Raw genomic sequence first — 20,391 nt, 5'->3', positions numbered from 1 at the left:
ACAATATTAAATTAAGATTAATCCTTGTCTAAAAGTATCAAAGGTATTGGTCAAATTACTGCAACCGCCATACTGTGAATTTCCGGAATTAGGAACGTTAACATCTAAGCAAATTGCTGTTTAACCGTGATAGGGGTACTTTCAAAGGGAAACGAAATAGGGTGGTAGATCTGCTGTTAGTATGGCTCTTTATGTCCACGCTCGTTGCCATAAAACAACCTCAAATTAAAGCTTTCTATCGTTTATGTGAGGCTGGAAAGACTAAAATGACCACATGGTTCGCATGAGAAAATTGCTCATTAAAAACCTAATTTCGCGAGTATTCTTAAAAGCCCTTTCATGCACGTACCTGAATGTACTCCCAATTCGTAGTAATAATAATTTTTTAGATTAAGTTTATTTTAAATAAATAATGTGTACTATAATTGAGCAATTGGTTGTCTTTTTTATCCATGAGTTTTATGTCTACGTCAGAAGTTTATATTAAGTTACTGAATGAAATAAAATTAGGTGAGATTAGACTTGAAGAAGTCGATAGTGCGTATCGAGATAGGCAAATGTGTCTTGAGGCGGTGAAACAAGATGGGTTGTCGTTAGAGGATGTACCAGCGGATTTGAAACAAGACAAAGAAATATGCTTGGAAGCAGTGAAGCAAAATGGATTGGCTCTGGATTATGTACCACAGAACTTGAGGGATAGGGAAATTTGCCTTGCAGCGATAAAGCAAGCTAAGTTAGCTTCACTCTATGTGCCGGATGATTTGAAAAAGCAAGATAGAGAATTTTGCCTTGAATTAGTGAAAATAGATGGGCTTGCTCTAAAGGATGCTTCGCTAGAAATACAAAACGACGAAGAAGTTTGTTTGGCAGCACTAGAACAAAATTATAAGGCATTTAAATGGGTTGGGGAGAAGTTACAAGAAAAAATTCTTCAAGAAGATAGCAATTTAGCTCAATTAATAAAAAGCCTGTATATTCCATCTTTTTATTTAAATCTTCATGAAAACAAAGAATCTTTGCCCTATATTGAAGACATTTATAAAAAAGCGCTCCATACATGCACGACGATTATATTACAGCCTGATCAAAAAGATGATGAGCTAGAAGACATCCAACAGGTATATGCCTCTAAACAAGGCTTAATTAATACGATATTAGTGAGAAATAGAGCAGAGCTTGCCACCTTGTTGAAAGATTTAGCATTATTAGATAATAAGGCAATCAATTTCGCACTGATTGATCATACACATTTAGGGGACAAGAAAATAGCTGATATATCACCTAATGATATAGCTTCTCTCGCTAATCAATATCCAATAATTAAAAAAATTACTTTATTGAGTTGTAGAAGTGCGGGAGGTGATGAGAGTCTGTTGGCAGAAGAACAGAATGCAACAGATTTTGCTAACCTGAAAACCATATTAGAAGAAGAAGTAAAAAAAACCTACCCTAGTATCTTTGGCGGTGAAAAGGAGCAGGCTACTAAAAAAAGATTAAAAGCATTAGTTAATGACTTGCTTTGGCAAAATGGAGAACGCCTTTGTGGCATTAGAGTTATGCTGAAATCTGATGAAAATATAATATCATCGCTAATGGAGAGCGGATTAGATCAGTCGTTAGATGCAGCGTATGTTCTTGTTAGGAAGAAAGAGACGGATGACATTGCTGTCTATTACTTAGAAAGAAATATTGAAAAAGTTAATTGTGTGCTTATTTCGGATAAGCTTCAAGATGAACAGCTGAAACAACTTCGGGAAATTTCAACATTAACAACGTGGGTTGATGGTAACAGAAAGAATAAAAAGCATTTACTTTCTGCATCTAAGAGCATAGAAGGGTGGTGCTTGAACAAAAGAGGTAAAATTACTTTATTAAATGAATCTTCAATTTTAGATTTACTTACAACAATTTTAAACCATAAACGAGATAGTCATTATAGTAGTTTACCTCCATTAGCAGGTCAAAAGCGTTCCTTTAAACGAAGTGTAGAAATGAGTGCTGAGGATAAGGATTTTGAAAAGATTGCAAAATCCTTGACTGGGCAAGTTGTTCAAGCAATACAAAAGCAATCAAAAGGCAAAAAACCCTTTGTTGAATTGGTCAAAGGGTATCGAGAATTTCTCTTCCCAGATCAAAAGGGATTAATCACAATTGGTCATCCAAGACCATTCATTAACGAATCTTATACTCAATCTTTTTTTGGAAAATCAAATATTAAGCCTAGTATAAAAATTCATCTTATTAAAAGTACCGAAAAAGGCACAGTAAAAAGTGTAAAGGTAAAACCTTGAGGTTCAGGTTATGTAGCAAGTCAACTGTCTTAAATAGTAAGACAGAGCTATTTATTTGCCTACTTAAGTTCTCTCGCTCCAATATTGATTTTTTTTAATCAATGCATTCATAGTAATTAATAACTTACGCATGCAAGCGATGAGAGCAGTCATTTTAGATTTACCGGCATTACATAAGCGCTAATAGAAAGTTCTAATCAAATTGTATTTTATTGCCACTAGTGTAGTCATATAGAGTGCTTTTCTTACGGCTGTCCTGCCTCCCAAGTTGTTCTTTGCCTTTTAAGGTACCGCTATCCCGACTAAACGGAGCGAGGCCTGCAAGAGCGGCAATCTGTTAGATTGAAGGTGACCTAGCTCAGGAAGTTCAGAAAGAATGCTAGTTGCAGTAATAGCCCCAATTCCTTTGATGCTGCTTAGTATTTTTTCCGGTTAAAAAGTCAGTATTCTAACACAACTTACAAGTCAACTTGAAATCAAAATGCTATTAGAAAGAAAGTAAATGGATGATTTTTGTTCAAATGTTCACTATAATCTTGGCCTTGGAACATATCTTGTAAGGTATTTTTCATGGTAGAGGTGACAGGAACTAAAGAAGTAGCTCTAATTCTCTTTCCAGTAAAACAACGGGATGGAAAAATTATTTATTACTGCAGTGATTTTTCGGAAGATTTGGGTAGCGGAAATGCGGGGGATGTTTACAAAGGATATCGTTGTGATTTAAAGGGACCAAACGGTTTTTTGCAACCTTGCGAAATTAATAAAAGCGCGATTGTCATTGCTGAAAACGCACCTTCCGTGGCTATAAAAGTATACAAAAATGGCCAAATACCTTCTCTTTATCGACTCACCAGAGGTACTGCTCTTTTCACCATTGATGATAGGGCTGTATTAATTATGCCTTTGATTGATGGTTTCGATATCAAGCCAGATATTGAAGAAAACCCCCAGATTAAAAACATGACGTTTTTTCAAGCTGTCGATGTGGTATGGCAATTAGTTATTGGCTTGAATCAATTACACTACCGCAACAGCAGTGGACCTCCGGTTGTGCATGGGGACATCAATGGCGCCAATGTCAAAATACGAATGGTTAATGAGAAATTTGAAGTTTTTTATCTGGATGATGATTATTACAAACCGATATTGCCCATCCCACAAATTCCCCAAGGGACGCTTGAACATCTAGCTTTGGAAGTCCTGGACGGTTATTACTCAGAGGCAAGTGATTTTTATGCGCTAACACCGTTATTGTACAGTCTTTTCGGTGCTCGCAATCCGTTCACCAAAATTTTTAAATTTAGAGATGATCATCCTTTAATGGATAAAGAGGATTTGGTCAGGCACTTTACTGCCATTGGCTTTTGTTCTGAAGGCTTATTTCAACATTTTAAAATAAAGCCCAATGACGCGATCTGTGATTTGTTAGAACAATTCCTAAAACGCATGAGCGCGAGAGAAAAAGAGCAACGCGCTTCTTCAGGGGCAATATTGGAGTTTTTTACAGCGCTGAGGCAGTGGTGTTTGCATGAGAATCCTAAGGAGGCGGAGTATTATCATTTGCGATTAGCGATCGCTGCGAACGACACCAGCTGGTTAACTAACCATGAGCAAAGAAATCTATTTTTTAGTTTGGAGGACAATATTCAAGAGAGATTAATCCACTTAATGAATTTTCAGGTTCGTATGCAACTTTTTCATCAAATCACGCAATTATCTCTTTCATTAAAATCCGTTTCATATCAGCAGTTGCTCAAAACGCTTCTTTTAGATATAGCAAGGCAGAGGCAAGCCAACCCTCCTTCGTGTTTTTCATCCATTTTTAAGTCTAAGGTTACAGGGAAGGAATTAACATGGTTGCTCTACTGTTTTGAACACGATAGTGCCGAATTTTTTTCTCCGCATGCTGCCAAATTCAGAAAAACCCTTCAAGCGTGCAATGATAAAGAGATTGGCTCTTTAATTTTTGGTGTCATTGAAACAATGCAAAAAAATGCGTTGGAGAGTCAGAAGGTAACATCTGCTCTTTCATAATCATCTAATATGGCCACTGTACTATTCGCGTTTTGGTCCATTTATGTAGTATTTGTTGTGGATTTTGCCAACTCATTAAACTTAAGAAAAGCGCAGGAATAAAAAGAACCATTCTTTTTACTATCTGCTGCCAACGAAGAAAATCTGTTTCTGTTGTGAGTCGTAAACGCCAGGCACGCATCCCAATGGTTTGACCACCATGCAGTGTGGAACTTAAGTAGTAACCGATGCCAATAGCAACTAAGCTACATTGATACCATCGGGTAGCCGGGGGGATGGCTATTCCATGGGTGGCTAGGAGACAAAGAGCAGTAAAGGCAAAAAATAACGCTATAAGAATACAACCGTCATAGAGTTGTGCGGAGATATATTTCAGCAGGAATGATAGTTTACTCATTGTTTTAAAGATCGAGAGCTTTGACAATCAATATACACTTACGATTCCTGTTGCGTATAGATCCCCGCTTGCTGTGTCCGTAGATTCTTCATAATTTTTTAATTTATACGTGAACGTTTGCGTTACCGTCTGCGTTGCCCGATTTTAAACATTATTTTCATGGGTAACTCATGGTTAGTTCGGTAACGCAAACGTTCACGTATAAATCAACATGTTTTCATGCGTAGGGTCAGTTAAACTTTGCGTGGTAAATACAGAGTGATATACTGCGAAAGTTCTCCGCCTGATAAGGATCAAATGTCAAGCTCAGACTTACGACATCCTTTTAGATGATTTTGGCTGTGACTGATAAAGACCTATTATGCTATATTTATAGCATTTTCTTTTTTAGGAAGATTCTAACAGTGAACAAAAAAAGACCAATAAATCTTGATTTAAGAACAATGAAATTTCCACCGATGGCGATTGCTTCAATTTTACATCGGATTTCTGGACTTGTTCTTTTTCTATTAACGCCTGCAATACTTTATTTTTTGGACGTGTCTCTCCGCGGTCCTCAGTCTTATGCAGAGCTTCATACCATAATACTTGACAGTCCTGTTCACAAATTGGTGCTATGGGCTTTTTGCGCTGCCTTCATTTATCATTTACTCGCGGGAATTCGTCATTTGATTATGGATGCAGGTTATGGTGAACAGCTGAGCTCTGGACGCCGTAGTGCAATATTCGTTATCGTCCTGGCAATCATTCTCACTCTTCTTCTAGGAATCTGGATATGGTAACCAATGTCACAAGTTTAACGGGTAATGGTTTAAAAGATTGGTTAATTCAACGAGTCACCTCCGTGTATTTCGGAGTGTATTCGTTGTTTGTCCTCGGTTATCTGCTTCTCCATCCTCAATTAAATTATGTTGAATGGCATCGCCTTTTTCATCATATGGGTTTTAAAATTGCTAGCCTCCTTGCCTTATTTGCGCTTTCTTTGCATGCCTGGGTTGGTGTTTGGACCATAACGACAGATTATATCAAAGGTGTAGCAGCGAGGTTGGCTGTGCAGATGTTGGTTGTCTTATGGCTACTCGTCCAGTTTGTTTGGGGCTTAATGATTTTGTGGGGACAATAAACATGGGAATTGCACGTAACAAATTTGATGCCGTTATTATTGGTGCAGGTGGAGCTGGAATGCGTGCAGCCCTGCAGCTAGCTAATTCAGGATTGAGGGTAGCCTTATTATCAAAAGTTTTTCCGACCCGCTCGCATACTGTTTCGGCGCAAGGAGGTATTACTGCTGCTCTTGGTAATGCTCACGAAGATGATTGGCGTTGGCATATGTATGACACGGTAAAGGGAGCCGATTATATCGGTGACCAAGACTGCATCGAATACATGTGTAAAACAGGTCCTGAAGCGGTATATGAGCTTGAACATATGGGGTTACCATTTTCTCGCATGGATAGCGGCAGGATTTATCAGCGCCAATTTGGAGGACAATCCAGAAATTTTGGAGGGGAGCAGGCGGCGCGAACGTGTGCTGCAGCAGATAGAACAGGACACGCTTTATTGCATACCCTTTATCAGCAAAATCTCCGAGCTAAAACACACGTTTTCAGTGAATGGTATGCTCTTGATTTTGTAAAAGATGCGCATGGCAGAATTGCCGGTGTTACTGCACTATGTATTGAAACAGGCGAAATTGTTTTTTATCAAACCAGAGTTTGTATTCTAGCCACTGGCGGTGCTGGCCGTATTTATCAATCGACCACTAACGCACATATAAACACTGGAGACGGTTTTGGAATGGCTTTGCGCGCGGGTATACCTCTGCAAGATATGGAGATGTGGCAATTCCATCCTACTGGTATTGCTGGTGCCGGTGTTTTAGTCACTGAAGGTTGCCGTGGAGAAGGTGGTTATTTAATTAATAAGGATGGGGAACGCTTTATGGAGCGCTATGCTCCACGAGTAAAAGATTTGGCTTCCCGGGATGTTGTTGCACGCGCTATGGCACTTGAAATTCGCGCAGGCAAGGGTTTTGATCCAAAAGGGGTTGACCATGTGAAGCTAAAACTTGATCATTTGGGTGCTGAGCAAATCAAGTTACGGTTACCTGGTATCCGGGAGTTATCATTAAAATTTGCTGGTGTGGACCCAATTGTTGAGCCTATTCCGGTTGTGCCAACGTGTCACTACACGATGGGTGGTATCCCAACCAATATGCATGGACAAGTCCTTACCAAAAAGGATGATTCAGAGCATATTGTTGAAGGTCTCTATGCTGTAGGTGAATGTGCTTGTGTTTCTGTACACGGTGCTAATCGGTTGGGTGGCAACTCTCTACTCGATTTAGTCGTCTTTGGTCGTGCTGCGGGCTTACACGTAGAAGAATTATGGCAATCAAATCAACTGCCAGAGATGCCTTATGTAAGCGATGATGATATTGACGCTTCTTTGGTGCGTTATTATCGTTGGGAAAATTCCACTGAAGGCGACAGCCCAACTGCTCTTCGTAATGAAATGCAACGTGTAATGCAAGAAGATTTTGGTGTGTTTCGTACAGGTGAAGTGATGGAGAATGGACTTCATCGATTACAGGCTCTGCGTGAGCGATTGGCACATGCCATGCTTGGGGATAAAAGCAAGGTGTTTAACACCGAGAGAATTACCGCTTTGGAGCTTGATAATTTAATGGCAACTGCCTATGCATCGGCCAAGTCTGCACTGACACGTACTGAAAGCCGTGGGGCACATAGTCGAGAAGATTATCCAAAACGTGATGATGCCAATTGGATTAAGCATACGTTGTATTTTGAAGCAGGTGATAGCATTGATTTTCGCCCCGTAAATACGTCACCTAAATATGTGAAGACTTTTGAGCCTAAAGAACGCGTTTATTAGAGAGGATATACCGTGGCTGATACAAGAAATCTGAGCCTATCCATTTATCGTTATAATCCTGAGGCAAATACTGAGCCTTATATGCAGGATTTCGAGATAGCTATTCCTGTTAAAAGTGATCCAATGTTGTTGACTTTACTTGAGCGTTTGAAGGCTGAGCAAGATGTTACTTTGGCTTTCAGACGGTCATGTCGAGAGGGGGTGTGTGGTTCCGATGCTATGAACATCAATGGCACCAATGGCTTAGCCTGTGTAATCCCTCTTTCTCAATTAAAGACAGACAAGATTGTCGTTCGTCCATTGCCGGGTTTCCCTGTTATACGTGATTTGGTGGTGGATTTGACGCAGTTTTATCAACAATATGAACGCATCGAACCTTACTTGCAAAATGATGATGTAGTGCCCGCTCGCGAGCGTCTGCAATCACCAGCAGAACGAGCCAAGCTCGATGGCTTATATGAATGTATTTTATGTGCTTGCTGTACGAGTTCATGTCCCTCATTCTGGTGGAACCCAGATAAATTTGTTGGGCCAGCTGGACTTTTACAAGCTCGTCGATTTTTGGTAGACAGCCGAGACACAGCTACACAGCACCGTTTGGAGAAGTTACAAGATCCTTTCAGTGTGTTTCGTTGTCGCTCAATTATGAATTGTACGAATGTTTGCCCGAAGGGACTCAATCCGACACAAGCAATTGCTGAGATACGCAAGCAAATGTTGGCTCAGGAAACTTAATAGCTATTTCTTGTTGCTCTGGCAAGCCCAGAGCACAGCCCTTTGGAGAGAAAAAGTATGAGCGGTAGTGACCTGCAAAATCAATGGGCTTCTTCCTATTTGTCAGGTGGAAGCATGGCCTATGTAGATGGGCTTTATGAGGACTATTTGGCTGATCCTAACTCTGTCTCTGCAGACTGGCGTGCAGTCTTTGATGCGTTGCCCAAAATGGATGGCCAAGTGAAAGATATCCCTCATCGTGATATCCGTGATCATTTTTTGCAGAGAGCCAATAAAAAGCCTACCTCCGTTATTGCGGTAGAAGACAGTAAACAACATCAGGTTGCTCATCTCATTAATGATTATCGCTCCTATGGGCATCATGCTGCCAAACTTGATCCGTTAGGAATGGCTGAACGTGTAGCGGTTCCTAGTCTTGAGCTTAGTTATCATCATCTCTCTGAGCAAGACATGGATCGCCAATTTTTTGCCGGCGAATATTTCAATGGCAAGCAAATGTCACTGCGGGAAATATTTCAGGCGCTTCGTGATACATATTGTGGCAGCATTGGCATTGAATACATGCATATCTCCGATATCAAAGAAACGGAATGGTTACAACAAAAAATAGAGCCTGTACGGGGACGTCCTGTTTTCGATGCTAATAAAAAGCGTGAGATTCTTAAGGATTTGGTTGCCGCTGATGGTCTTGAGCGTTATCTGGGTACGCGCTATGTGGGTCAAAAACGCTTCTCTCTTGAAGGAGGAGATTCTTTGATTCCCATGATGAAAGAATTGATTGGCATGGCGGGCAGGAATGCGGTTAATGAGATCGTGATAGGAATGGCCCACCGAGGCCGTTTGAATGTTCTGGTTAATGTTCTCGGTAAAGAACCAAACCAGCTTTTTCAGGAATTTGAAGGAAAGATTAAATCAGAACGCACTGGCGATGTGAAATATCACTTGGGTTTTTCTTCAGATTTAAGGACGGAAAATGACGCAATCGTCCATGTGGCTTTGGCATTCAATCCTTCGCACTTGGAAATCATTGGACCTGTTGTTGAAGGGTCTGCCCGTTCACGCTTGCGCCGACGTAATAATTTGGATAAAAAAGATAAAGTCGTACCCGTGGTGATTCATGGGGATGCTGCTTTTGCTGGCCAAGGTGTGGTCATGGAAACGTTTAATTTTTCCCAAGCACGTGGTTATTCGACAGGCGGAACAATTCATATTGTAATCAATAACCAAATTGGTTTTACAACCAGTAATCCGCTGGATGCCCGGTCAACACTTTACTGTACCGATGTCGCTAAAATGGTGCAGGCACCTGTTCTCCATGTTAATGGGGATGACCCTGAGGCCGTCGTCTTTGTCACACAAATTGCTTTTGAATTCAGAATGAAATTCAAACGGGATGTGGTGATTGATCTCGTTTGTTATCGACGTCATGGCCATAATGAAGCTGATGAGCCGTCCGTTACCCAACCTGCGATGTATAAAAAAATTAAATCGATGCGACCTCTACGTGAAATATACGGTGAAAAATTAATTGCTCAGGACTTAATGACCCAACAAGAAATCGATAAGCTTAGTGAAGACTATCGCGATAAACTCGACAAAGGGCAAGCCGTGGTTGATGTCGTCCTTGGGAATTACGAAGGAAAAATTTCGATTGACTGGACGCCCTATCTAAACGCGAAATGGACTGACAAAGCAGATACCGCGATAACGCTTAAGACGATCAAAGAATTATCCAAAAAACTGCATACGCTCCCCGAGGGTTTTTTACTTCACCCAGTTGTTAAGCGTCTTTTGGCTGAACGTGAAAAAATGACTGCTGGTGAATTGCCTATGAATTGGGGTTACGCAGAAACCATGGCCTATGCCAGTCTTCTAAATGAAGGTTATGGTGTGCGTTTATCTGGTCAGGATTCAGGTCGTGGAACGTTTGCTCATCGCCATGCTGTTCTGCATGACGTGGAAACAGGAGAAACCTATGTTCCATTGGAAAAAACGGTAAGCAATCCCAATAAACCTGTGGCTATCATTGATTCAGTGTTATCAGAAGAGGCTGTATTGGCTTTTGAGTATGGTTTTGCCTCTTCCGAGCCTGCTTCATTGGTCATATGGGAAGCTCAATTTGGTGATTTTGCCAATGGTGCACAAGTGGTGATTGATCAGTTTATCAGTTCTGGAGAGCAAAAATGGGGTCGTTTATGTGGCTTGGTGATGCTCCTTCCGCATGGTTATGAGGGACAGGGGCCTGAGCACTCTTCGGCTCGTCTTGAGCGTTACATGCAGCTATGTGCTCAGCATAATATACAAGTTTGTACGCCGACCACGCCTGCGCAGATGTTTCATATGCTGCGTCGTCAAATGTTACGAAAGTTTCGTAAACCTTTGATTGTCATGACGCCGAAAAGTTTGTTACGTCATAAATTAGCGGTTTCATCGCTGGAAGAACTTACTAAAGGTAAGTTTTATACAGTATTGCCAGAAACTGATGCTCTGGATGCGAAAAAAGTGACTCGGATTGTGTTATGTTGCGGCAAAGTTTATTACGATCTTTTGCAAAAGCGACGCGATGAAAATTTGAACCATGTAGCCATTGTGCGCATTGAGCAACTCTATCCTTTTCCGAAAAAGGCACTTATCCAAGAACTGAATAAATTTCCGCATGCAAAAGAAATCATTTGGTGCCAAGAGGAGCCTCAAAATCAGGGCGTATGGTTCTCTTCACAACATAACATCAAAGATTGTCTAAACAGTAAACAATCGCTAAGCTATGCTGGAAGAGAATTTGCTGCATCTCCTGCGGTAGGAAGCCCTATATTACATGCGCAACAGCAACAAGAATTAGTTGAACAAGCTTTATTGAAATAATTGATTAAAATTAGAAGAAGGTATAATTATGTCTACTGAAGTCAAAGTACCTGCCCTGCCTGAGTCGGTGGCAGATGCCACCATTGCCGCTTGGCACAAGAAAATCGGCGATAAGGTTACTCGGGATGAAAACCTCCTCGATTTGGAAACGGATAAAGTTGTCCTTGAAGTGCCCGCGCCTACGGATGGTATTTTGAAAGAAATCCTTTTTAAGGAGGGAGATACTGTCGAAGCGAGTCAAATATTGGCTCGTATAGAGGATGTCAATGGAGGCGCAGCTACTGGTGAACAGCCTGCCAAGCAAGAAAAACCTGTAGCGAAAGAACCAGGCCCGACACAAGAGAAGAAAAAAGAAGAGGAAAAAGCTGCCGGTCCAGCAGTAAGAAGAATGTTGGCAGAGCATGATTTGCAACCCGGTCAAATTTCAGGTTCAGGTAAAGATGGCAGGATTACTAAGGAAGATGTAATCGCCTATATTGAGACCAATCGCGAGAAAACAGCAAAATCCACCCCGGAAAAGCGACCACAAATGCCTATGGGTGAACGTGAAGAGCGCCGAGTTCCAATGACGAGATTAAGGGCTAAAATTGCCGAGCGCTTGGTACAAGCTCAGCATAATGCTGCTATGTTGACAACGTTCAATGAAGTCAACCTAAAAGCAGTCATGGACTTACGAAATCAATACAAGGACAGTTTTGAGAAAAAACACAACGTGAAGTTAGGTTTCATGTCGTTTTTCACCAAAGCCGTTGTAGAGTCGTTAAAACGTTTTCCTGCGGTCAATGCGTCAATTGACGGTCAGGATATTGTCTATCATGGTTTTTATGACATTGGCATTGCAGTATCTACTGATCGTGGTTTAGTTGTTCCTGTGCTCAGGGATGCTGATCAAATGAGCATGGCAGATATTGAAAAGACCATCGGTGACGCTGCAACTCGGGCCAGAGAAGGAAAACTAGCACTCGAAGAAATGCAAGGTGGAACCTTTACTATCACTAATGGTGGTGTTTTTGGCTCGCTATTAGCGACTCCAATCATCAATCCACCACAGACAGGTATTCTGGGGATGCATAAAATTGAGGAACGTCCCATTGTAGAGAAGGGACAAATAGTCATCCGTCCCATGATGTATGTGGCGTTGTCTTATGACCATCGTCTAATCGATGGCCGTGAATCAGTACAATTCTTAGTCAGCGTAAAAGAATTGCTCGAGGATCCTGCAAGATTATTGCTGAACGTTTGATTAAACGATGTTTAACCGCAAGGCCCGCGTTGACGGGTTTTGCTTTTTAAGGGTACTAACGATGAATTTACATGAATACCAAGCCAAGCAATTGTTTGCGAGTTATGGCTTACCAATTCCCCATGGTCAAGTTGCTTATAGCGTGGATGATGCGATCAAAGTAGTTACGCAATTAGCAACACCAAAATGGGTTGTAAAGGCACAAGTGCATGCTGGTGGTCGAGGAAAGGCTGGGGGTGTGAAGATTGTGTCTACGAAAGATGAATTAGCGGCAGTAACCAAGTCATTGCTTGGTACACGTCTCGTAACTTATCAAACCGATGCCAATGGCCAACCTGTTAATGCTGTACTGATCGAAGAAACGTGTGATATAGAGCGCGAGTTATATCTTGGTGCTGTGGTAGACAGATCGACTCGTCGTGTGGTCATCATGGCTTCTACTGAAGGTGGGGTAGAAATTGAAAAAGTAGCGCATGAAACACCCGAGAAGATTTTCAGAGTGGTGGTTGATCCACTCGTTGGTGTTATGCCTTTTCAGTGCCGCGAAGTTGGTTTCAAATTGGGATTAACTGATGAGCAAATTAAAGCATTTACCCAACTCATGATTGCTTTGGGGAAAATGTTTATGGAATGCGATCTCAGTCTTCTCGAAATTAATCCTTTGGTCGTTACAAAGAACGGCCACTTGCTTTGTCTGGACGGCAAAATTAATGTAGATGCCAATGCCTTATATCGTCAACCGAAATTAAAAAGTATGCGTGATACAACCCAAGAGGATGATCGTGAAAACAAGGCGACTGATTGGGAATTAAATTATATCCCGCTCGATGGCAAGATTGGTTGTATGGTCAATGGGGCTGGGCTTGCCATGGCTACAATGGATGTAATTAAACTGCATGGTGGAGAACCGGCTAATTTCCTTGATGTCGGTGGTGGCGCTACGAAAGAGCGAGTAAGTGAAGCATTCAAAATTATTCTTTCTGATAAAAATGTAAAGGGTATTCTGGTAAATATCTTTGGTGGAATAGTGCGCTGTGATTTAATCGCAGACGGTATTATTGCTGCTGTGAAAGAAGTTGACGTAAAAGTTCCCGTTGTCGTGCGTCTCGAAGGGAATAATGCTCAATTAGGTGCTGAAATTCTAAACAAGAGTGCTCTAAATGTGATTGCAGCAAACAGTTTGACAGATGCTGCGAAGAAAATTGTGGCGGCGGTTGCCTAATGATTAGTTGGGAAGCTTTCAAATAAGCACTTTATATACAAAATTCGAGGCTAGCAATGAGTGTATTAGTAAATAAACAAACAAAAGTAATTTGCCAAGGTTTTACTGGCAAGCAAGGCACGTTCCATTCTGAGCAGGCCATTGCTTATGGAACTCGCATGGTGGGTGGGGTGACTCCTGGAAAGGGTGGACAAAAACATCTTGGTCTTCCAGTGTTTAACACCGTTCGTGATGCCGTAAGAGAAACAGGAGCAGATGCGAGTGTTATTTATGTTCCGGCGCCGTTCTGCAAAGATTCCATTCTTGAAGCAGCTGACGCGGGTATTAAGCTTATTGTTTGCATCACGGAAGGCATTCCTGTTCTTGATATGTTACAGGTTAAAGTGTACTTGGAAAACAATACTCAAGCTCGGTTAATCGGTCCCAATTGCCCAGGAATCATTACCCCAGGTGAATGCAAAATTGGTATTATGCCTGGATCGATTCATCTTCCCGGGAAAGTAGGCATTGTTTCTCGCTCTGGTACGCTAACCTATGAGGCCGTCAAGCAAACAACAGACAAGGGTTTTGGTCAAAGTACATGTATTGGTATCGGTGGAGATCCCATTCCAGGTACCAGTTTCATTGATGCGCTAGCTTTGTTTGAAAAAGATCCGCAAACGGAGGCCATTATTATGGTGGGAGAAATTGGCGGTTCCGCAGAAGAAGAAGCGGCCGAATTTATCAAATCGAATGTAAGCAAACCCGTTGTTTCTTACATCGCCGGCGTTACAGCTCCTCCGGGTAAGCGTATGGGACATGCCGGTGCAATTATTGCTGGTGGAAAAGGGACTGCGGCAGAAAAGTTTGCGGCTCTTGAAGCGGCAGGCGTAAAGACGGTTCGTTCTCCTGCTGATTTGGGGGATGCTATTGCAGAGGTGACTGGTTGGTAAGACAATATAAGTTCCTTCTGAATCTTATTTGCATCTCGCTATCTCTTTGAAAGCAAAAAAAACCGAATTACCGTGGCTTGACCACGGTATCCATAGTTCATTGAAGATTGCTGGATACCGTGGTCCAGCCACGGTAATTCGGTTGCGCGTTCTCTCTCATTTCTTCAACTTTTTTTTGACTACCTCATCAAACACCGCTCTCTGACTCTCAGTTAATTCATTACGACGCATGGCCATCATCTCTTCGACGCTGCCTTGGACACAATCGGATGTGAGACGATCGGTAATTAAAATGCCTTTAAGATGATCAATTTCATGTTGCAGGACTCTGGCATAAAATCCGCTTTCTATTGTTTGATGCTTTTTGCCGTGTTCATCATAAAAATTCAAAACAATTTGTTGATAACGCGGCACTTTGCCTGCTTTGCTGCTTACAGAATAGCAGGCTTCATAATCAGCTACTTTAGAGGTACTTTCAACGCTTTCATAAGAGGGATTGATTAGAATATGCATTGGATAAGGGTGAACATTATTTCTGAGCAGGGCGGCTTCCTCAGGAATGAAAACAGCGATAATCTGTTTATTATGATTGACTTGCGGCGCGGCGAGCCCGACGCCACCGAGTTCAAATAATTTTTTCTTCATATTCTCAATCAACGCTAAATCTTCCGCGCTTAAAGGAAAAGCAACCGTCTTGGTGGGGGTAGTCAGAATTTGCTTATGCTTATTATCTTCAAGAGTAACAATTTCTAATGCGTACGTAGAGGGCATGATCAGTCCTAGTAAAAAAATTAAGATGAAATATTGTTTATATATCATTCTATACGCTAGAGAGGCCAACAGGATGTGGATCTTCGTGATCTGAGTCAGGAAGAATAGGAGGAGGTAATTCATACGTACGAGCGTCATCATTTCTTCGACTAAACCAACCAAAGCGATATAGGCCCAGAGAGCTTGGGTTCTCTACTGCTCGCTGCAGGCGTTCAGTCAGAGCTTTATCTTTAGGGGTGTAGATCCCCAATGTGGATAGCAAAGAGACGATGCATTGGGCTAACCAGGCAAAAGTCAAGGTATCATAATGCTGATGTGCAAGCATATCAACCTGGAAGGACACTTCATTAATTTTTGTTTTTGTTGTAATCGCTGTTTTAATCGCTTCTATGCGATCGTCTACGGATTTATCACTGCCGGCTATCCTTTTTAATTCAGTAATGATATCAATCTTTTTTAATAAGGTCGTTTTATTTTCAAAGAACGCTTCCCCTTTATTGACAAGGGGTTGCACATCAGTGAAATAGGTGTCAAATTGGCTTAGACAGGCGCGGATAGCTTCCAGCTGTTGATATTTTGCAAAATTGGCCCGATCAAACCGTTTTGTTGCTGCTTCTAATAGCATGACAACAGCCTTATCGATATCCTGAGCATCTTGGGCTTGTCGCAGTATCATATCAGTTTCAGCTTTCAGATAAGTTTTTAGGGCTTGATTATACTCATCTCTCATATGCAAGAGACCGATATATCTTGAAGTTAATGCCTTAAATTGTTTTTCATAGGCTTTTTTAGTGTACTCGGCAATAAATTTTTTGCTTGCTTCTTGCTGTTTAATCTTTAGCTTTTCCAGGTAGGCTATTCTTTCCTCGGTTGTATCTATTTCAAACTGGGTGGAATGTTGTAAACCTTTGTAATGAAGTAGGACTGCATTCACCAATTTTACAATACTGGTTGTAGAATCTTTTGCTTCTTGTGGAGTATTTCCTGTCGTCGCAGAAGGTTCAGATGAAGTTGGGTCTGATTTTTCTCCTGATCGGGGTGCAATGTTTACGAAGGTGACTATGGCCGGATCCTGCTCCGGTTGAATGGTTCTATCAGCGATACTTTGCTTGAGACTGTCGCGCAGAAACGTTTCAATGGTTTTGTCTTTTTTATCTACCGGCTCAGGTGCTAATCTCAGTTCTTTATATGCTTCATTCAAAATGGGTGCTGCTGCTTTATAGAGCTTGGCAAGACGTTTTTCTACGACGCTTATCGCTAACGGTGAGAGAGAAGAATGGCCATGCACGATATCATTATATTTGTTGATGGCATCAAACAGGTTCTTGATTAAAACATACCTATCTCGCAGAGACACGTTGGGTAAGTTGTAATTTCTCGTATCGAGTTCATGAGTTAGCACTTTGACATGGGCCAATTCGGGTGGCAGCAATCGTCGTTGCGCCGCTTTTTGCCGGGCAAGCGCTGCTTCAATTCGATGGCAGATAGGGACAAGGGTGCTTATAAAGTAAATGTGGTCTTGAGATCCTAACTTAAGAGGGTCCAATAACCCTTTATAGAACTCATCCAAAAGCGCTTTCAAGGGGCCAGCCAACAGTCCTGGTGTTAATCCTAATTTGTCTTCCCATTGATCCGCTTCTATGAGCATGCGCACAAACAAATCTGTGTTTAACTCTTCCAAATGCGAGAGCACCGCTGTACGAGAGGTGGTAGTAAAATCGTTAAGTTTTTGCTGCAATTCCTTGTAAAGGCTATACATCGTAGGGCTGTCGAGGAATAGCTTAAAATAAGAATTTGAATCCTCAATGATGCGTTCGATATTGATTGTAATCTGCTTGGTGCGGGTATTGACTCTCAATTTGCTTTCTGCCGAAAGCGGTTGGTTATGCAAGGTGGCTTCAATATGCTCAGGCACAAGCATAAATGTATGCAGTGTATGCCAAAGACTACCATATTTTATCTTTTTACCTTCGTATTGTGGTTCCGGTAGGTGCACTTCTTCGCTATCTACAGCATACGTTTCCTTTTGCTCCATGAAGGTCTTGTATACCATCAACGCCTTGTCTTTTAACTCCGTAGCTAAGAGGGAGAAGTGTGGGTCAGTTGCTAATTCTTTAGCTAATTCAAGTAACTCTTGTGCATGTCCTTTGACCAGAAGGAGATGACGAAGGTAAACGAGCTTTATACTATGGTCATCTAATTTTTCAAGTTCAAGACAAACGTTTTCAAGATGATAAAGACTATTAAAAATTCGTTTTATCCCGATGACTTGTTTTGGTTCAATTAGAGCTGTTTTCTGGTCCATCAATTCAGGAAAAGGAATGCCTGTAGCAGCGGGTATGCATCTTTCTTTAAAGGTTTTACCGAAAACATCTAGCAATCGGGTGTGTGCTTTTTTTAATGTACTGTAAATTTCATCTTTAGGTGAAATGAAGACGGTTTGACCCTCTTTCCATGCAAAGTCAATCTCTAAATCGCCAATATCTGTAAGTTGCCATTTATTTTCTTTATATCCCCAAATTTGATATTTGCCTTGATCATCTTTTATAAGATAAGGTTTTTTGTCTAGTTTGCTTGTATCCAATTTATCGAATGAAGTGATGGACATCAAAGAGAGGTCATAGTCATCCCCTAGCAATCGAATTAAAGAAGCCCTATACTCTGCAATGGTCTTAGAGTACTCCGTATGTTTGAGTGCGAAATGAGCTCTTGGGTTGGTTGTATAATCTGGGCTTAATATCGTGGCGTTTACCTCGGAAATATATTTTTTTTCAGCCACCTTGGCATAAATTTTGGCTTTTTTAGCATGAACGGTTTTAAACGGTTCTAAAGAGATGAATAGGGCGTTAACCAGATCAATGCGCTGTTGAGTAAAGAAATGAGCTGTAGCTAAATTTGCTTTTGGAGCTCTCGTCATCAGTAAGGGTTTTTCAGACAAGCTCGCGATGATAGCTTGATCTTGCGCTTTAGCTCGATCAGAGTCAGTAAAGCTTTTTAGAAAATAAGGCTGAAATTGGCGATACAAGCGAAGTAACTTAGCTTTTCTTGCTGAATTAATATCTTCACCATAGAGTAATAGTTCAATGTTCTCGCCAGAATAGACGTTTTCGTGTGCTAATAGCTTTATAAACTTATTCCATGCGCCTTGTGCTCTTATAAGTTTTAAATGTTGAGTCTTATGATACGCATGCAATTTTCTTGCTTGCTCAAGTGTTAAATCATCGGGATTGCTTAGTGAGAAACCTGCTGGCGTCTGCCGAAACGCGAGTCGTTGCACAGAAGACGTTGGGTCAATGCCTAAAATTTTTGCTTCGTTAAAGGTTGCATCGGGTAACTCGCCAGAGTAAGGACAGACATGCTTTTCAGACTCTTCTACAAAACGCAAAATGTCTTTATTCAGTTTAATATGAAATAGATGCGTAGCCTTGTCCTTGGATAGCTCGGTCTGCAACTTTGCTTTTATAGCGATTAATGTGGTGAGAGCTAGAGGGCCAGCTTGACGTTTAATCCAGTGCCATGGTCTCACGATTTGGCGGCCCCAAGTATTTTCTTCTGATAAGTCCCTGAGAATAAGATTGGCCAATTCTGGAGCAATAATCTTCATGTAGGGGTGCAAGAATTGGTATTTATTGGCCAAAAATTGCTTGTCTTCTTTTGGCAAATTCAAAAGGGAATATCCTGCAAATGAAGAATCTTCAATAACCTCAAAGAAATCGTTAAGTGCTTGCTCGGCTATATTGTGTTTTGTTAAATCCCATTGTGCAGTAGAAATGCGTTGTCGGGTTTGTTCAAGCCGAGCTTCATTAAAACGCGAATCATCCAGGGTTAATAATTCCTTTCCCTTTGCCGAGAAATTGACAATTGTAGAAGCATAGACTCCTAGAAGCTCGTACCAGGGTTTAATTTGGTTCATTAAAGGGGTTGTAAGTGTACCGGGACGAAGTAGGGCCTGATCCTCAAGTCGATCAACTAAAGCAAATAAAGCGGGTAAGTAAACATGTTTTAACTGTCCTAAATTGTACCGAACGACCTCCTGGGAAGATTCATTCATGTAACCAATCTGCTCCAAAGTGCTCATGGAGAGAGTAAAGATATGTCGAATGATCTTTATGTAATTCAATGCCTTAAATGAGATAAAAATATCACCACTCTGGAGATTTTCTATAGACTTTAATAATTTAAACGCTGATTCTTGTAAGTCCCCAAGTTTCGCCTTATCAATGGTTGGTTGATAAGTAGAAATTTGTGGGGCAAATTCCTGCAGCTTAAGCGTTAACTGTTGGATATAGCCAGGTAAAACAGCTCCAAAATGTGCAAGGAAATCATAATCGTAATTTCCCCCATTAGGCCTCATTTGATCGATGGCAACGCCAGAGAACCAGCCTGCATTATAACCAACAGGATAATCTTTCAAGGAGGATGTGAGCCCTGCAGTTGAACGGGTATGCTTATCGATATGAGCCTTTACTCGTGTGATGATCTGGAACCAATCTGCATTATCTTTCAGAGCGGATGTGAACTCTACAGCTGCATTAGTATTCTTGTCGGTATGTTTTATTATTTGTGCAAAGATTTGGATGACTTGTTGTTTGATTTCACTACCAAGAATTTCATTAAAATCAATATCAAGATGCGTTATAAGTTGGCTAGCTTTGTAGGCATGGTCTAGCGCTTCCCAAGATTTTCCAACATCTTCGAATAATTCGTTTATATTGCTCAGATTAACGGATTGTAAATCTTTAAAGGCTAATTGTGCGTGATAGATGGCATTCAGCAATTGCTTGATTTGGATGATTTGCTTGGGTTCATTGGCAAAGTCGGTAAAAGGCTCTCCTTCGCTGTTCACCACGGCAAAAAAAGGTTTTGCATAATGACTAAAATAGGTCTGCTGAAGAGTAGTGAGAATTTTTTCCCTTAGATTCTTTAAGAGGCGTGCGATATCGCGCTCTTTAAAACCATCGATTAATCCACCTAATCCCCATAATCGTCGTAAGTATTCAATCATCCTG

Annotated in this window: 13 protein-coding genes and 1 pseudogene; 10 read left to right on the top strand and 4 right to left on the bottom strand. The window is 41.2% G+C overall.

Annotated elements, in window-relative coordinates; genetic code table 11:
• Positions 1-461 precede the first annotated feature (461 nt).
• Positions 462-2,291 carry a DUF4116 domain-containing protein gene (locus CKV79_RS12145; RefSeq protein WP_028372642.1) on the top strand — a complete coding sequence of 610 codons (1,830 nt, stop codon included), beginning with the start codon at positions 462-464 and terminating at the stop codon, positions 2,289-2,291.
• 63 nt (positions 2,292-2,354) lie between these two features.
• On the opposite strand, the pseudogene CKV79_RS14235 reads toward CKV79_RS12145, so the two are convergent.
• Positions 2,355-2,720: pseudogene (locus tag CKV79_RS14235) on the bottom strand (transposase); the annotation flags it as partial.
• 141 nt (positions 2,721-2,861) lie between these two features.
• Between CKV79_RS14235 and CKV79_RS12140 the strand changes: the two are divergent.
• Positions 2,862-4,325, top strand: coding sequence for a protein kinase domain-containing protein (locus CKV79_RS12140; protein WP_028372641.1), 1,464 nt, complete (start codon positions 2,862-2,864; stop codon positions 4,323-4,325).
• Positions 4,326-4,329: 4 nt separating this feature from the next.
• Here the strand turns inward: CKV79_RS12140 and CKV79_RS12135 are convergent, their stop codons facing one another.
• Entirely contained in the window at positions 4,330-4,722 is a 393-nt protein-coding gene (locus tag CKV79_RS12135) for an RDD family protein (protein ID WP_035915057.1), read from the bottom strand.
• A gap of 404 nt (positions 4,723-5,126) precedes the next feature.
• Here CKV79_RS12135 and sdhC point away from each other — a divergent pair, with 404 nt between their 5' ends.
• The 8 genes from sdhC to sucD all read left to right on the top strand — a co-directional run bounded on the left by sdhC (position 5,127) and on the right by sucD (position 14,611).
• Entirely contained in the window at positions 5,127-5,504 is a 378-nt protein-coding gene (gene sdhC, locus CKV79_RS12130; RefSeq protein ID WP_028372639.1) for a succinate dehydrogenase, cytochrome b556 subunit, read from the top strand.
• Entirely contained in the window at positions 5,498-5,845 is a 348-nt protein-coding gene (gene sdhD, locus CKV79_RS12125; protein ID WP_028372638.1) for a succinate dehydrogenase, hydrophobic membrane anchor protein, read from the top strand. The genes sdhC and sdhD overlap by 7 nt, the downstream gene beginning before the upstream one ends.
• A 2-nt stretch (positions 5,846-5,847) precedes the next feature.
• On the top strand, positions 5,848-7,617 hold the full coding sequence (gene sdhA, locus CKV79_RS12120) for a succinate dehydrogenase flavoprotein subunit (RefSeq protein WP_028372637.1): 1,770 nt from the start codon (positions 5,848-5,850) through the stop codon (positions 7,615-7,617).
• A 12-nt stretch (positions 7,618-7,629) separates the two neighbouring features.
• A complete protein-coding gene (locus tag CKV79_RS12115; protein WP_028372636.1) occupies positions 7,630-8,352 on the top strand; it encodes a succinate dehydrogenase iron-sulfur subunit in 723 nt (240 codons plus the stop codon).
• Between the two features lie 57 nt (positions 8,353-8,409).
• A complete protein-coding gene (locus CKV79_RS12110; RefSeq protein WP_028372635.1) occupies positions 8,410-11,214 on the top strand; it encodes a 2-oxoglutarate dehydrogenase E1 component in 2,805 nt (934 codons plus the stop codon).
• A 28-nt stretch (positions 11,215-11,242) separates the two neighbouring features.
• Positions 11,243-12,457: a 2-oxoglutarate dehydrogenase complex dihydrolipoyllysine-residue succinyltransferase gene (odhB, locus tag CKV79_RS12105; RefSeq protein ID WP_028372634.1), complete on the top strand. Its 1,215-nt coding sequence runs from the start codon at positions 11,243-11,245 to the stop codon at positions 12,455-12,457.
• A gap of 61 nt (positions 12,458-12,518) precedes the next feature.
• Positions 12,519-13,679, top strand: coding sequence for an ADP-forming succinate--CoA ligase subunit beta (sucC, locus tag CKV79_RS12100; RefSeq protein WP_028372633.1), 1,161 nt, complete (start codon positions 12,519-12,521; stop codon positions 13,677-13,679).
• Positions 13,680-13,735: 56 nt separating this feature from the next.
• Positions 13,736-14,611 carry a succinate--CoA ligase subunit alpha gene (gene sucD, locus CKV79_RS12095; protein WP_028372632.1) on the top strand — a complete coding sequence of 292 codons (876 nt, stop codon included), beginning with the start codon at positions 13,736-13,738 and terminating at the stop codon, positions 14,609-14,611.
• Positions 14,612-14,767: 156 nt separating this feature from the next.
• Here the strand turns inward: sucD and CKV79_RS12090 are convergent, their stop codons facing one another.
• Together CKV79_RS12090 and CKV79_RS12085 are read right to left on the bottom strand one after the other, a co-directional pair.
• On the bottom strand, positions 14,768-15,382 hold the full coding sequence (locus tag CKV79_RS12090; RefSeq protein ID WP_035915055.1) for a peptide deformylase: 615 nt from the start codon (positions 15,380-15,382) through the stop codon (positions 14,768-14,770).
• A gap of 49 nt (positions 15,383-15,431) precedes the next feature.
• A complete protein-coding gene (locus CKV79_RS12085; protein ID WP_028372630.1) occupies positions 15,432-20,387 on the bottom strand; it encodes a hypothetical protein in 4,956 nt (1,651 codons plus the stop codon).
• Between the last annotated feature and the right edge of the window lie 4 nt (positions 20,388-20,391).

It is taken from the genome of Legionella lansingensis (assembly GCF_900187355.1).
GTDB classification, from domain to species: domain Bacteria; phylum Pseudomonadota; class Gammaproteobacteria; order Legionellales; family Legionellaceae; genus Tatlockia; species Tatlockia lansingensis.
Note: the sequence above shows the minus strand (reverse complement) of the source record. Positions and strands in the feature narration are given on the sequence as shown.

Coding starts and splice junctions, on each gene's coding strand:
- CKV79_RS12145 (WP_028372642.1), top strand. CDS start 462: ATGTCTACGTCAGAAGTTTATATTAAGTTACTGAATGAAATAAAATTA.
- CKV79_RS12140 (WP_028372641.1), top strand. CDS start 2,862: ATGGTAGAGGTGACAGGAACTAAAGAAGTAGCTCTAATTCTCTTTCCA.
- CKV79_RS12135 (WP_035915057.1), bottom strand. CDS start 4,722: ATGAGTAAACTATCATTCCTGCTGAAATATATCTCCGCACAACTCTAT.
- sdhD (WP_028372638.1), top strand. CDS start 5,498: ATGGTAACCAATGTCACAAGTTTAACGGGTAATGGTTTAAAAGATTGG.
- sdhA (WP_028372637.1), top strand. CDS start 5,848: ATGGGAATTGCACGTAACAAATTTGATGCCGTTATTATTGGTGCAGGT.
- CKV79_RS12110 (WP_028372635.1), top strand. CDS start 8,410: ATGAGCGGTAGTGACCTGCAAAATCAATGGGCTTCTTCCTATTTGTCA.
- odhB (WP_028372634.1), top strand. CDS start 11,243: ATGTCTACTGAAGTCAAAGTACCTGCCCTGCCTGAGTCGGTGGCAGAT.
- sucC (WP_028372633.1), top strand. CDS start 12,519: ATGAATTTACATGAATACCAAGCCAAGCAATTGTTTGCGAGTTATGGC.
- sucD (WP_028372632.1), top strand. CDS start 13,736: ATGAGTGTATTAGTAAATAAACAAACAAAAGTAATTTGCCAAGGTTTT.
- CKV79_RS12090 (WP_035915055.1), bottom strand. CDS start 15,382: ATGCCCTCTACGTACGCATTAGAAATTGTTACTCTTGAAGATAATAAG.
- CKV79_RS12085 (WP_028372630.1), bottom strand. CDS start 20,387: ATGATTGAATACTTACGACGATTATGGGGATTAGGTGGATTAATCGAT.